Source organism: Streptomyces sp. BV286 (genome assembly GCF_019090165.1).
GTDB lineage: Bacteria > Actinomycetota > Actinomycetes > Streptomycetales > Streptomycetaceae > Streptomyces.
Map to the genome: position 1 here is coordinate 152874 of NZ_JAHRIB010000156.1, position 12368 is coordinate 165241.

The 12368-nt window shown below is 67.9% G+C and carries 14 protein-coding genes and 2 pseudogenes; 8 read left to right on the plus strand and 8 right to left on the minus strand.

Going from position 1 to position 12368, the window contains the following annotated elements; genetic code table 11:
* Positions 1-47 precede the first annotated feature (47 nt).
* Entirely contained in the window at positions 48-230 is a 183-nt protein-coding gene (locus KUF83_RS42120) for a hypothetical protein (protein ID WP_308403174.1), read from the plus strand.
* A 156-nt stretch (positions 231-386) separates the two neighbouring features.
* Positions 387-1751, plus strand: a complete 1365-nt coding sequence (locus tag KUF83_RS28275) for a GH1 family beta-glucosidase (RefSeq protein ID WP_217457786.1) — start codon at positions 387-389, stop codon at positions 1749-1751.
* Between the two features lie 59 nt (positions 1752-1810).
* On the opposite strand, the gene KUF83_RS28280 is transcribed toward KUF83_RS28275, so the two are convergent.
* The 3 genes from KUF83_RS28280 to KUF83_RS28290 form a co-directional block, all read right to left on the minus strand.
* A complete protein-coding gene (locus tag KUF83_RS28280; RefSeq protein ID WP_217457787.1) occupies positions 1811-2503 on the minus strand; it encodes an NADPH-dependent F420 reductase in 693 nt (230 codons plus the stop codon).
* Between the two features lie 137 nt (positions 2504-2640).
* On the minus strand, positions 2641-3084 hold the full coding sequence (locus KUF83_RS28285; RefSeq protein WP_217457788.1) for an SRPBCC domain-containing protein: 444 nt from the start codon (positions 3082-3084) through the stop codon (positions 2641-2643).
* A gap of 5 nt (positions 3085-3089) precedes the next feature.
* Complete coding sequence (locus KUF83_RS28290) at positions 3090-4025, minus strand: NADP-dependent oxidoreductase (protein ID WP_217457789.1); 936 nt, start codon at positions 4023-4025, stop codon at positions 3090-3092.
* Between the two features lie 140 nt (positions 4026-4165).
* Between KUF83_RS28290 and KUF83_RS28295 the strand changes: the two genes are divergently transcribed.
* Complete coding sequence (locus KUF83_RS28295) at positions 4166-5047, plus strand: LysR family transcriptional regulator (RefSeq protein ID WP_217457790.1); 882 nt, start codon at positions 4166-4168, stop codon at positions 5045-5047.
* A gap of 45 nt (positions 5048-5092) precedes the next feature.
* On the opposite strand, the gene KUF83_RS43050 is transcribed toward KUF83_RS28295, so the two are convergent.
* Positions 5093-5512, minus strand: a complete 420-nt coding sequence (locus KUF83_RS43050) for a hypothetical protein (protein WP_217457791.1) — start codon at positions 5510-5512, stop codon at positions 5093-5095.
* A 130-nt stretch (positions 5513-5642) separates the two neighbouring features.
* On the opposite strand from KUF83_RS43050, the gene KUF83_RS28305 reads away from it, so the two are divergent.
* Positions 5643-5807 carry a hypothetical protein gene (locus KUF83_RS28305; protein WP_217457792.1) on the plus strand — a complete coding sequence of 55 codons (165 nt, stop codon included), beginning with the start codon at positions 5643-5645 and terminating at the stop codon, positions 5805-5807.
* 175 nt (positions 5808-5982) lie between these two features.
* Here KUF83_RS28305 and KUF83_RS28310 read toward each other — a convergent pair whose 3' ends face one another.
* Both KUF83_RS28310 and KUF83_RS28315 read right to left on the minus strand, forming a co-directional pair.
* Positions 5983-6933 carry an FAD-dependent oxidoreductase gene (locus tag KUF83_RS28310; protein WP_217457793.1) on the minus strand — a complete coding sequence of 317 codons (951 nt, stop codon included), beginning with the start codon at positions 6931-6933 and terminating at the stop codon, positions 5983-5985.
* Complete coding sequence (locus KUF83_RS28315; protein WP_217457794.1) at positions 6930-7442, minus strand: RidA family protein; 513 nt, start codon at positions 7440-7442, stop codon at positions 6930-6932. The genes KUF83_RS28310 and KUF83_RS28315 overlap by 4 nt, the downstream gene beginning before the upstream one ends.
* Positions 7443-7580: 138 nt before the next feature.
* Here KUF83_RS28315 and KUF83_RS28320 point away from each other — a divergent pair, with 138 nt between their 5' ends.
* Complete coding sequence (locus tag KUF83_RS28320) at positions 7581-8078, plus strand: Lrp/AsnC family transcriptional regulator (RefSeq protein ID WP_217457795.1); 498 nt, start codon at positions 7581-7583, stop codon at positions 8076-8078.
* Positions 8079-8339: 261 nt separating this feature from the next.
* Here KUF83_RS28320 and KUF83_RS28325 read toward each other — a convergent pair.
* Positions 8340-8809: pseudogene (locus KUF83_RS28325) on the minus strand (transposase); the annotation flags it as partial.
* A gap of 156 nt (positions 8810-8965) precedes the next feature.
* Positions 8966-9565 (minus strand): TetR/AcrR family transcriptional regulator, encoded by a 600-nt coding sequence (locus tag KUF83_RS28330; protein ID WP_217457796.1) that lies wholly within the window; start codon positions 9563-9565, stop codon positions 8966-8968.
* A gap of 160 nt (positions 9566-9725) precedes the next feature.
* On the opposite strand from KUF83_RS28330, the gene KUF83_RS28335 reads away from it, so the two are divergent.
* From KUF83_RS28335 to KUF83_RS28345, 3 genes and pseudogenes are all read left to right on the plus strand, one after another.
* A complete protein-coding gene (locus tag KUF83_RS28335) occupies positions 9726-10160 on the plus strand; it encodes a nuclear transport factor 2 family protein (RefSeq protein WP_217457797.1) in 435 nt (144 codons plus the stop codon).
* An 812-nt stretch (positions 10161-10972) separates the two neighbouring features.
* Positions 10973-11689: an SDR family oxidoreductase gene (locus KUF83_RS28340; RefSeq protein WP_217457798.1), complete on the plus strand. Its 717-nt coding sequence runs from the start codon at positions 10973-10975 to the stop codon at positions 11687-11689.
* A gap of 84 nt (positions 11690-11773) precedes the next feature.
* Positions 11774-12368 (plus strand): annotated as a pseudogene (locus KUF83_RS28345) (hypothetical protein); the annotation flags it as partial.

Consider the following 12368-nt stretch of genomic DNA (forward strand, 5'->3'; position numbering starts at 1 on the left):
CAGCGTCCGCGCGCCTGTACGTGACCTCACTCGGCGTCCACCACACCGTGATCTACAGCCGTCCCGTCTCCGGCGACCTGCTGGGACCAGGCTGGACGGGCTACCCCAACCGTCCCCAACCGCCCGCAAACGAACCTGACGTGAATCCCCTCAAGGCGCCTGGTCACTGTTGCGGCGCGGCCCACCTGCCAATGTCGCCTTCACCGACCACGACCCGAAGGACTCAGTAGTGCCGGCCGGTTCCGACCGCTGAGACCGGCTCAGACCACGCGTGCGGCTGCTGCGACTGACCGCCCATCGACATGAACGCGAGCACTGGATCACCCAGAGCCCGCCGCCGCGTAGTGATGAAGCCGAACGAAGCCCATGCCCAGGAGGCCACAGCGATGAACAGCCCACATGGCGAGAGCCGGATCGTGTTCCCCAGGAACTTCGTGTTCGGCACGGCCACCAGCGCCTTCCAGATCGAGGGTGCCTGGGACGAGGACGGGAAAGGCCCGTCGATCTGGGACACCTTCGGGCACACCCCGGGGAAGGTGCACCTGGACATCCCGGGTGACGTCACGGTCGACCACTATCACCGATTCCGCGAGGACGTCGCCCTGATGCGCGACCTGGGCGTCGACTCCTACCGATTCTCGCTGAGCTGGGCCCGGCTGTTCCCCGAGGGAACCGGTGCCGTGAACCGCGCCGGCATCGACTTCTACCACCGGCTCCTCGACGAACTCGACGCGGCCGGGATCTCCCCCAACGTCACGCTCTACCACTGGGACCTGCCCCAGGCACTCGAGGACCGCGGCGGCTGGGCCAACCGCGACGTGGCGAAGTGGTTCCGCGACTACGCTGCCCTGGCGTTCGAGGAGTTCGGCGACCGGGTGCCCCGTTGGGCGACGCTCAACGAGCCCATCGCCATCTGGGTCGGCTACGGCATGGGCATGTTCGCGCCCGGGCACGCGGACGCCCGGCTGGGCAAACAGGCCATGCACCACGCACTCCTCGCGCACGGTGAGGCGGTCCGCGCCTTCAGGGAACTCGGTGCACCCGGGTCCGAGATCGGGATCGTCGTGGACATCTGGAAGCAGCACCCCGCCACCACGGATCCCGCCGACGCGGCCGTCGCGGCGCGGAACGAGGACGACACCTTCCGGTTCTTCCTCGACCCGCTCCTGAAGAAGGGATACAGCGAGCGCAACATCGAACGCCTCACCCGCGAGGGCGCCATGCCCGAGGTCCGCGACGGGGACCTGGAGCTGATCGCCTCCCCAGTCGACTTCCTCGGCCTGAACGTGTACTCCCGCGTCCTCGCGAGCGCCGAGGACGCGGACAAGAAATGGTGGGAAGTCAATCGCGAGACCCACCCGGGCGGTAACTTCCTCGACAACGGCATGGAGTTCTACCCGAAGGCCGTCTACGACGCCATCAACCTGGTCCACGATGATTATGGCTGGACGGGGCCGGTGTACATCACCGAGAACGGCACGGTCGACGCCGACGGTGCCGACCCGTTCGACGACCAGGAGCGCATCCGCTACGTCCGCGGCTTCCTGGAGTGGACCGCACGGGCCATCAACGAAGGTGCCGACGTGCGCGGCTACTACTTGTGGTCGCTCCTGGACAACTACGAGTGGTCCGCGGGTTTCACCAAGCGCTTCGGCATCGTCCACGTCGACCCGGACACCCTCGACCGTAAGCCGAAAGCGTCATTCCAGTGGTACCGCGACGTCATCGCGCGCCGCGAACTCGACGTCTGATTCACAGCGGCTCGCAAAACGTCGCGGAATACAGTTCCTCGACCAGGTCAAGCGCCCTGTCATGCCCTGTTGCGTGCCTGTTCCAGGGCCCAACGAATCTCCTTGGTGCCGGCCCGCTTCCCCGGGTCCTGGAAGAAGGGCAGTCGGGGGTCGGACAGGTAGGGGAGGACGTAGACGGGGCTGCCCTCCTGGATGCGCCAGCTCTCTGTGGTGGCGCCGACGTCGACGGTGTCGTAGCCGAGGCGGTCGAGCAGGGCGGTGACGGACTTCTTCGCCGCGCCGTCGTCGCCGGCTATGGGAAGCGCGCTGCGGTCGGGGGACCCGGCGGGGCGGGCGAGGGAGACGAGGTGTTCGAAGAAGATGGTGTTGAACGTCTTGACCGTCCGTGCTCCCGGCACGAACCGCTGGAACAGTTCTCCCGCGGTCAGGGCGCCCGTCTCCAGTTCGGCGATGACGCCGTCCCGGAGCCGGTAGTAGTTGTTCGTGTCGATGACGGTCTTCCCGGCGAGGGCGTCCGTGGGCAGGTGGGGCACGGCGCTGAAGGGGACGGAGACGACGGTCCAGTCGCCGGCGGCGGCGGCTTCCGCGGGAGTGGCGGCGCGTGCCCGGGGGCCGAGGCGGTCGGTGAGGGTGCGCAGGGTTTCGGGACCGCGTGAGTTGCTGAGCACCACGTCGATTCCCGCGTTGACGGCCAGGCGTGCGACCGCGCCGCCGATGTTGCCGCTTCCGATGATGCCGAGCGTGTTGTTCATGGGTTTTCCTTGTGGTGATGGGTCTGTGCCTTTGGGTACACCCGTCGTCCGCGGACCGTGGTTCGTGGCGAGTTGCGGTCCGCGGGCGTGGTGTGGTGCGGGGATGGAGTGTCCAGAGATGTGGGCTGCGGGGACTGTCAGTGGCCGGCTTCGATTTGTTGTGCCAGGGCCCTGCCGTAGCTCGCGTAGCGCTCCTCTGTTTCGGACCTGCCGGGCCCCAGGAACTGAGCGGCGGCCGGGCCGGTGATCTCCTCGGATTCCGTGAGCCGTGTTCCGCTGCCATGTGGCTCGAGGACGAAGGAATGGAGTGCCATGAGAACGTCCGGGATACCGCCCTGCCAGACAAACCGTCGCGGTGCCTCGTAGTGGACGACCGTGAAAATGTGTTCCCCGCCGGCCTCGGAATCGCTGATCACCTGGACCCGCAGCTGGGTTCCGGGCCGAATTTCGTCGGGAACATCGACGAAATGCAGCCCAGGGTGCCACTGTGCGTATGCGGCGAAGTCGGTCAGTACCCTCCATACCTCCTCGGGGGGATGGGCGATGTCGGTGACCGCGGTGATGACTGAATCGTTGTCCATGGTCCTCAGGCCTCCCTGCGGTTCTCGAGGATGATCTTTCCGCGGGTGTGCCCGTCGGCCAGCTGCTGCTGGGCCTGCGCCGCCTGGGTGAGGGGGAAGGCCCGGTCGACGTGGACGGTGAGCTTGCCCTCCTCGGCGAGTTCCACCAGCCGGGTCAGGTCGTCGCCGTCGAGGTGGAGGAAGACGTCGATGGCCCCGGCGTACTCGGCGGCGGACTGTGTGATGGAGGCGACCCGCGCGCCGAGGGCGGCGATTTCCCGGGTTGTGGCCAGGGAGCCGCGTCCTGCGGTGTCGAGGATCGCGTCGACCCCGTCCGGGGCGATCTTGCGCACCTGTTCGACGAGCTCGTCGCCGTAGCGCACAGGTGTCGCTCCGAGGGACTCGATGAATGCGTGGCCAGCCTCGGATCCCGTGCCGATCACGCGTGCGCCCCGCGCGACGGCTATCTGTAGGGCGAGGTGTCCGACGCCGCCCGCCGCGCCGTGTACCAGGACGGTGTCGCCGGCGGTCACCTGGAGGCTGTGCACGATGGCCTGGTAGGCGGTGAGCCCGGCGGTCGGCAGTCCGGCGGCCTGGGCCCAGCTCAGGTTCCTCGGCTTGCGGACGAGCTGGCGCGGTTCCGCCGAGATCTTTTCCGCGTAGGTGCCGTAGTGCATGGCCTTGCCTTTGACGAAGCCGATCACCTCGTCGCCCGGCCTGAACCCCGTCGTCCCGGGCCCGGTCTGCTCGATGACCCCGGCCAGGTCCCACCCGGGTGTCACCGGGAAAAGGGAGTCCACGACAGGATCCGCGTATCCACCCTGGAACGCCAGATCCGCCGGGTTGAGCGCTGCCGCCTCGATTCTCACCAGAACGAGATCGGCGAACATCTTCGGATCCGGAACATCGACGACGTCAAGGACCTCGGGTCCACCGAAGCTCTGGTACTGAACAGCCTTCACAGCTCTGCCTCTCGTGATGCGTGCGGATCAGCACGGCCTGAGCACCTAACCGGCCGGGGGCCGGAGGCGCACCACCAAGCTGACCAGGCAGTGAACGGCGGAGCAATGACTGTCTGGGCAACAGGTAATACCTTGGAAGCATGAATCAACTGGAGACCCGGGAACTCGCCTATTTCGTGGCCGTGGCCGAGACGCTGCACTTCGGCCAGGCCGCGGAGGGCCTCGGCATCACCCAGCCACCCCTGTCCCGCGCCATCGCCCAGCTGGAGCGGCGCGTGGGCGTGCCCCTGCTGGAACGCACCACGCGGCAGGTGAGGCTGACGGCCGCGGGCGAGGTGTTCCTGGCCGAGTGCCGCACGATCCTGGCGGCGCTGGACACCGCCGTACGCAAGGCGCGCAAAGCCGCCGGGCAGCATCGGGTCACCATCGCGACACGCCCCGCCGCCGCCCCCGGCGTCCTGCCGGACCTCCTCGCCGCTGGAGCAAAGGGCCCGAGCGGCGTGCTCACCGACGTCGTTTTCACCTACGACGAGATCGGCGCCCTTCGGGACGGCACCGCCGACGTCGCCCTCATGTGCCAGTCGGTTGCCGTCCCCGGTCTCGAACTGATGGAACTCGGCCTGGAGGAGCCGGTTGTCCTGCTCCCGGCCGGTCACCCCCTGGCCGACCGCCCGTTCTTGACCCTCGCCGAGGTGGAGGCGCTGCCGGGCTACGAGGCACAACTGCCCAACGAGGCACTGGACACCATGGTCGACCGCGTCGCGCTAGGCCGGCTCGCGGTCGTCGTCGGCGACAGCGTCCGCGACCGCCTCGGCAGATCCGTACGGGCAGTGCCCGTTTACGGATACCCGGCCACCCAACTGGTGCTGGCCTGGCTCCCGGACGCGCGCTCGGCCGCGTCCCACCTCACCGCGATCGCCCACGCCGTGATGGAACGTCGCACGCCCCGACCGCCGGCGGTGGCGAGCACGGACACCATAGGAGTCAGTCGTTCACCTGCGGATGACGCCTCGCGGGCATGAAGATCGGTACGTGGGCTTTCCGCCGGCACCGCTTGATGTTCGGGCTTACTTGAGAGAAGACCAGGGCACGGAACGGTCGCCAGGGTCGCGGCGATCGATATCGCCAAGGCGTCCGGAAAGATCTGCCTGCGCGTCCCGCGCGATGCCATCGACGGCCGTTCCGGCGCGACCGCGGACCCGGCCGGCCAGGGCAATCTCTGGCTCAAGGGCGCCCTCGGCGAGGCCGCCAACGCCGCCGCCCGCACCGACACCTTCCTCGGCGCCCGCTACCGCCGCATCGTCAAACGCCGCGGCCACGCCAAGGCGCTCGTTGCCGTCGTCCGCTCGATACTCGTCATCGCCTGCCACCTGATCAACGCCTCGGCCGCCTCCTACCAGGAGCTGGGTGCTGACCGGCACCGGCGCCATCTCGATCCCGCCCGAAAAACCCGCGATCTCGTCCGTCAGCTCCAGGCACTCTGCCACCAGGTCGCCCTCACCTCGGCATCAGCCTGACCGCCCGGCCCACCGACATCCGGTCCGCAAACGCCCCGGATGCCACCGCCTGCCCTCTCGAAGGTCGATTTTCCGTTCAGCTTCAGAGTCAGCTGAGGTCTTGACTGCCACCTGTTCGCCAGAATGGCGCATCAAGCGGCTGCTGCCGGACCTCTCGGGCCACGGGATGGAACTCGTCGTCGATCAGCAGTGGGGGCTGGCGACCTACAGGACCCACAGCGGGGCCCAGGAAACATCCCGGCTCACCAGCGTGCCGACGGCGTAGGAATCCGGCGAAACGACTGTCCGGGGCTCACGTCCGCATCACGCTTCCGCAAAGCAGTGCGCATCTCCGGGCTTCTCGGCCCGGCGCGTGATTCTCGCCGGACCCCAGGAGCCGGACAACTGACCGCCTGGAGCGCGGCACAGACGTGGCTGTCCCGACGTCAGAGTCGACGACGTCAGGCGGGACCCGCGAGGTCGACGACCGCCTCGGCGCAGCCCCACGACAGAGTGACACCGGACCCACCGTGGCCGTAGCACGCTATGACCGGGACCGCATGCTCCTCGACGTGTTCCAGGCGGATCGTGTCCCGCGCCGGTCGCAGGCCGGCATCCCGCGACAGCACGGGCAGCCCTGCCAATGCGGGCATGAGCGCTGTCGCGCGTCGCAGAATCGCCCGCTCCGTCTCGGGATCCACTTCGGTGTCCCACGAGCCGACCCCCGCGACACCACCGCAGACGATGTCTTCGCGCCGGGGGACGACGTAGGTGAGGCCATCCGGGTTGTCGTCGTCGGTGACCCATGCGGTGATCCCGGGGTTGGCGAGCCGGACGACCTGCCCCCGGACGGGAAACATCGTGTCGTCGTCCAGAAGGTCTCCTGAACGCAGGCCGGCGGCCACCACTACAAGATCGGCCTCCCCTGCCAGGTCGTCGACACGGGCGACCGTGCGGCGGACGAACCTCACATCCAGATCCTCGCAGCGCTTGAGCAGCCAGGGCAGGTAGTGGGAGATGGAGATGACCGGCACTGTCGCTCTCACGCCCGCCACGGCGCCAAGGGGCAGGTCGCCCAGGTCCGCTTCACGGTGATCGGGAACCGCTGCGGTCCAGGTCCGGTCCGCACCGGGGTGACGCTCGACCACCACGCCCTGCCGGAGATCGACCCCGGTGGCGTGGTCGGCAGCGAGCTGCTCGAAACGCGTCCGGGACCGGACGAGCCAGGACATCAGCGACACAGACGCCCCGCTCCGATACGGGAACCACACGGCGGCCGCAACCCCGGACACGCTCTCCGCTGCGGACCGGTCAGCGATGACCGTGACAGTGTCGCCGGCCAGGGAAAACTCGTGGGCGATGCTCAGCCCGACAACGCCCGCTCCGACAACGGTGACCCGCCTGGAACTCATCGCACCACCGCCATGGCCTCGATCTCGATGCGGAACGGACCGGCCAGTCCCGCCTGCAGGGTGCTCCGCGCCGGCCTCGGCTGTGCGAACCGCTGCTCGTAGACGACATTGAACTCCGCCACGAGCGCCAGATCCGTGATGACGCACATGGTTTTGACCACCCGGTTCAGACTGCTCCCCGCCGCAGCGAGAACAGCTTCCAGGTTGTCGATCGCCTGATGTACCTCCGCGGCAAAGTCCACCGGGACTTCTCCGACGCCGGGAAGCAACCCGACCTGTCCCGAGGTGACGATCAGCGGCCCGACGGCCATCGCTTGCGAGAACATCGAGGGTGCCGGGACGAGGTCTGATACGACGGGAGTGATGGTGGTCAACGGGCCGGAGCCGGGCAGGCCGGCGCTTCCTGGCGAACCCCCGTCCGGCGTGCGGGCGCCCGGCTGCTGAGGCGCACCGTCGGGTTGGACCTCGCGTCGGGGATTCGGGGCGATCTCATTGCCGGACTGGGCCATCGTCTGCTTCCTCACTGCTCGGACCACTGTGCGGATGAAACGCCAGTAGACAACCAACCTTCACACTCCGACAATCACCTTCAGTCCAGCTGTGCAATCCGCATAGCTCACCGCAGGAAGAGGGTGCAGAGATGGCGCATGGACCAGCTGGACACCTTGCTGATCAGGGCATTGCGGGACCACCCCCGCGTTGGTTTCCTGGAACTCTCACGGCAAACAGGGGTCTCACGGGCCACAGTGCAGGCGCGCATCCAACGGCTGGAGACGGCCGAGGTGATCACCGGCTACGGTCCGGACGTGAACCTGGCCGCTGCCGGCTATCCCGTACTGGCCTTCGTGAACCTGCAGATCGCGCAGGGCGGCCTCCACGCGGCAGCGGACGAGCTCGCCCAGATCCCCGAGGTCCTCGATGCCTACGGCACCACCGGTGACGCCGACATCCACTGCCGCGTGGCCGCACGCTCCCACCAGCACCTGCAGGAAGCCCTGGTCAGGATCAACCACATCCCAGTCGTCGTCCGCTCCACCAGCGTCATGGCCCTGTCCGAGGTCGTCGCTCCCCGCATCCTCCCCCTCCTCGAATCGGAACAGCGACCCCGCCCCAGCCGCGTCCCGGCTTACCGCAGGCCAAGCTGACCACACTCAACTGCGTGTAGTGCCGGTACACGCGGTGCATGCCTGCGTGTACGGATTGCCCTTCCACACGGTCCGTTCCCGCGTCGTGGGCCCCGCCTCGTACGAGGGTTTCCAGCGTCGCCGCGCTGATAGGCATAGCGCCGGACCGGGAAACGCGATCCGGTCGGGGAGGAAGGCTCGCAGTCCCGCCAAGTGCGCCGGGCGCCCTTCTGGAACACGACAGTGGAGCGGGCGCTCGCCCCACATCTCGTCGGGCACGGCGTGCTCCAGCCGGGCCGAGCGGTGGGTCAGCCGGGGTGGGCATGGGCCCAAGCCCGGCTTGCGGCCTTGCCGTAGTTGGCGGTGTCGGTGGGCGTGACGACCGCCGGCTCGGGCCACGTCTCGGGCCTGGCGAAGCGGGACTCCGGCCTCTGATTGGGCGGCCAACCGCCCTTGTGGTCATGGACGCGGGGCGGCTTCGGCAGCCGCATCACCCAGTCTCTGCGGATCCGGCCCACCAGCTCGACGGACAGATCGGGCAGCACCCAGGCCAGGCGGGTGACGACGTAACCGGCGTCCATGACGATCGTGAAGTCCGGATCACCAGACTGCCACTGGCCAGCGGTCATGAGCCCCCCGAAGACACCGAGGAGCTGCTCGACAGTGACCGCGGTCGCATCGTCCTCAGGCCCGAGCCGGAGCGCGTCCACAATCCCGGTCCACGACGTGGCCCCGGGCTCGAGGACGGCGACAGGAAGCTGGGCGGCACGATCGCAGCCATCGTGTTCCCACATGCATAGCGATACGATCCTGGCCGCCCGGCTGGTCCTCGGACCAGCTCGTCGGCCTCCTTGGGCACGCTCCCCGCGTTCTTCAATGCTCCGGTGGGGTTGCCGGTCGATGGCCCTTCATCGTGCTGCGAGTGCGGCGAAGGCCTGGTCGATCAGGTCGTCCAGGGCGAGGCGGCCGTCGGAGGCGGCCCACTGGTCGACGGCGATTTCCAGGCAGTCCAGGGCGGCGGCAGCGCGCACGAGCAGGTCCAGGTCCGTGGGCAGCGACGGCGGGTCGGTGCGCTCGGCGAGAGCCTGGGCCAGCAGGGGGCGCCAGCCGCACTGCTTCTCCAGGCGCCGGGCACGCAAGGCTGGTGTCTCCTGGATGAGGCGGGCTGTTGCGAGGGTGCCGCCCGGGTCTCGGCGATAGTCCTCCACGATGGTGTCCAGCGCGTGGCGCAGCACTGTCCAGTCGTCCTCGCCCGCGGGCCGGGCGCGTAGGGCGTCGGCGACCCGTTGCCCCTGGGCATCGAAAGCGCCGAGGACGGCGTCCTCCTTGGTGCCGAAGTAGCGCAGGAAGGTGTTGCGCGAGACCCCGGCGGCCGCGGCCACATCGTTGATGGTCACCTTCGCGAAGCCCTCCCGCTGGAACAGTCCGATGGCCACCTGGCCCAGCTCGGCCCGGACAGCGGCCCGGGCGATGTCCCGCGTTCGTGTGCGTACGTCTCCACTCACCATGCGACCCTACCCTTCATCGGGTGCGTGTTCCAATATGCTAACTCGGCCCCTAAGCTGAGACTCAGTCTCTAAATAGGGAGTGTGTGCGCCACTGGCTCAGGGGTCTGTCGCCGGTGGGGCAAGCGGTGAACAGGGCTCGGAATCAATGAGGAGTGCAAGCGTGAGCGCGACAGAGACCAGGAACGTAGTGCTGGGTTTCTTCAAGGCCCTCTCGGCGGGGGATCTCGAAGCCGCCTCGGATCTGTTGGACGAGGAGTTCGTGTGGTGGGTGTCCGGAAAGCCGGAGTACCTCCCCATAGCCGGCACGTACAACAAGGCGCAGGTCGTCGCGTTGTCGAGCAAGGTGGGGGCGGCCATGCCGGACGGGATACAGATGACGATCACGGGGAGCACGGTGGAGGGTGACCGGGCCGCGGTCGAGGCCGAGGTGTACGGGGTGTCCCCCACCGGAAAGGTGTACGACAACCGGAACTTCTTCGCCGTCGAGGTGCGCGACGGCAGGATCCGGGCTGTGCGCGAGTACTTCGACACCATCCACACCAACGAGGTCTTGTTCAACAACGTCTACGCAGACGACGTTCTGAGGGAGGCGTGACCAACCTTCGGGTTCAAAGCGCGTAATCAGACGAAGACTGCCCGCGCGTCCGGTGAATCCCCATCCGAGCGAATCCGTTCGAGACGCCATTCGAAGGCCGTGGCACCCTGTACCGCATGACGACAAACCGAAGGGTCCATGCCGCGTAGTCGGCGCCAGGACGGATCCGTGCCGGCGTCGGCAGCCACCGGACAACGGGTGCGAGGACAGTCATCGACGGCCTGTGTTCGCGTGCGCTGTCCGAGATCATCCGTCTCGAGCGCAGCCGCACCTATCTGCAGCCAGGCGACGTCAGCGCGGCTGCGGGCCTGTGGAAGGACTACGTCCACCAGCCCGAACGTGATCTGTGGCACGACTACGAGTGGGGCAACCTGCACTGGTACTGCTGCGGCAACCCACTCAAAGCCCGATCCCTCCTCGACACCGTGATGCAGGCCATGTCGCCACGAAGCGCGCGCGAACTTCGATCGTCAGTCGGTTTGACGCCATCTGGGACCTTCAGTCGCCTTACGACGCGGACGGAGGATAAAGAACAGGCCGGGCGCCGGCGACGGGGGTGCGGTGCGGGCGCGCGGTGTAGCGGGCCGGCGGGGCGATCCACCCGGTCCGGCTCCGGCCTGGTGTCGTCGGCCGCCTGCCCATCCGCGCGACGGCGCAGAGACCGCTATGTGGCAGCGATGTCTGTCTCCTTGCGGAGTCTCACCCCGTAAGGACTTGCACCTGACGTTAGCGTGAGGTTTTAGCGTAGGTGCTGTAAGGGCTCTCCCGGGCGTCCCTGACGACGCATTCCTACGCGAAGGACTTTCCCCCACATGCAGATCGCCAATTCCGTCGCCCTCGTCACTGGTGCGAATCGCGGCCTCGGCCGTCACTTTGTCACACAACTGCTGGAGCGGGGAGCGACGAAGGTGTACGCCACCGCACGCAACCCTGAGAGCGTCGACCTGCCCGGCGCGGAGGTGCTCGGGCTCGACGTCACCGACCCGGCCTCCGTGGCGGCTGCGGCGGCAGCCGCCACGGACGTGACGCTGCTGGTGAACAATGCCGGCATCAACACCATGAACGATCTGGTCAACGGGGATCCGGACCAGATCGAACTGGAGATGAACACCGCCTTCTACGGACCGTTGCGCATGATCCGGGCCTTCGCTCCGATACTGAAGGCGGGTGGCGGCGGGGCGATCGTCAACGTCCTGTCGGCTGCCTCCTGGTTCCCCTCCGAGCAATGGGGCGCCTACCACGCGGCCAAAGCCGCTGCCTGGAGCCTGACCAACAGTGTCCGCCTCGAACTCTCCAGGCAGAGCACCTTGGTCACCGGTGTGTATCTGGGGCCGACCGACACCGACCTGGCCCGGGGACTGTCGTTCCCGTTCGAGCTGAACGACCCCGCCGACGTCATCAGGGCCACGCTCGACGGAGTTGAGGCACGGCAGTCCGAAGTTCTGGCCGACGCGCTCTCCGTTCAGTTCAAAGCGAACCTCGTCCTCGACCCCGCCACGATCTACACACCGAGCACCGCCACGCCCTGACCACCCACTGGCATACCCCGGGGTGCGGCGCCGCCAACCGGCGCCCGCCCCCTGCCCACAGAACAGAACGAGAGAAGGAATGTCATGGACACCTCCGCCACTCCGTCCAAGCCCAAAGCGCTGGTCGTCATCCCGTCGGCCGCAGTCCTGCCGCTCACCGAACCAGCGGGCCACCCCGGCGTGTCCACCGGGTTCTACCTGGTCGAGATGGCGCAGGTCCTCAAGGAATTCGGCGACGAGTACGAGTTCACCTTCGCCACCCCCGGCGGACTCGTTCCGCAGCTCGAGATCAACGGTCTGGGCCTGCCGATGCACGCCGGTGCCAAGTCCGGCGCCGCGATGGTCTCGGCCACCGCGGCACAGGCGTTCCGCTTCGATGTCGACACCTTCCGTGCCAAGCGGCCGGAACTCGTCGCCCGCCGGGACAGTGAACTCGCCCTCTCTCGCCGCTACCTGGGCCGCCTGCCCGTCTCCGAGGCGCTGCCCAACAGTGACAAGGAGGTCGTGGTAGTGCGTGACGAGCTGATCAAGTCGATGCAGGACCTACCGGAGCACACCTTTCCGTCCGTCGAGCAGCTCGTGCGCAGGCACCGTGACCCCGAGGACGCCTTCGACCTGGGCGCGTTCGACTTCGTGCACATGCCCGGCGGCCACGCTCCCATGGTCGACTTCGTCGACA

Coding starts and splice junctions, on each gene's coding strand:
- KUF83_RS28320 (WP_217457795.1), top strand. CDS start 7,581: ATGGACCAGCTGGACACCTTGCTGATCAGGGCATTGCGGGACCACCCC.
- KUF83_RS28340 (WP_217457798.1), top strand. CDS start 10,973: ATGCAGATCGCCAATTCCGTCGCCCTCGTCACTGGTGCGAATCGCGGC.
- KUF83_RS28275 (WP_217457786.1), top strand. CDS start 387: ATGAACAGCCCACATGGCGAGAGCCGGATCGTGTTCCCCAGGAACTTC.
- KUF83_RS28295 (WP_217457790.1), top strand. CDS start 4,166: ATGAATCAACTGGAGACCCGGGAACTCGCCTATTTCGTGGCCGTGGCC.
- KUF83_RS28330 (WP_217457796.1), bottom strand. CDS start 9,565: ATGGTGAGTGGAGACGTACGCACACGAACGCGGGACATCGCCCGGGCC.
- KUF83_RS28310 (WP_217457793.1), bottom strand. CDS start 6,933: ATGAGTTCCAGGCGGGTCACCGTTGTCGGAGCGGGCGTTGTCGGGCTG.
- KUF83_RS28285 (WP_217457788.1), bottom strand. CDS start 3,084: ATGGACAACGATTCAGTCATCACCGCGGTCACCGACATCGCCCATCCC.
- KUF83_RS28280 (WP_217457787.1), bottom strand. CDS start 2,503: ATGAACAACACGCTCGGCATCATCGGAAGCGGCAACATCGGCGGCGCG.
- KUF83_RS28315 (WP_217457794.1), bottom strand. CDS start 7,442: ATGGCCCAGTCCGGCAATGAGATCGCCCCGAATCCCCGACGCGAGGTC.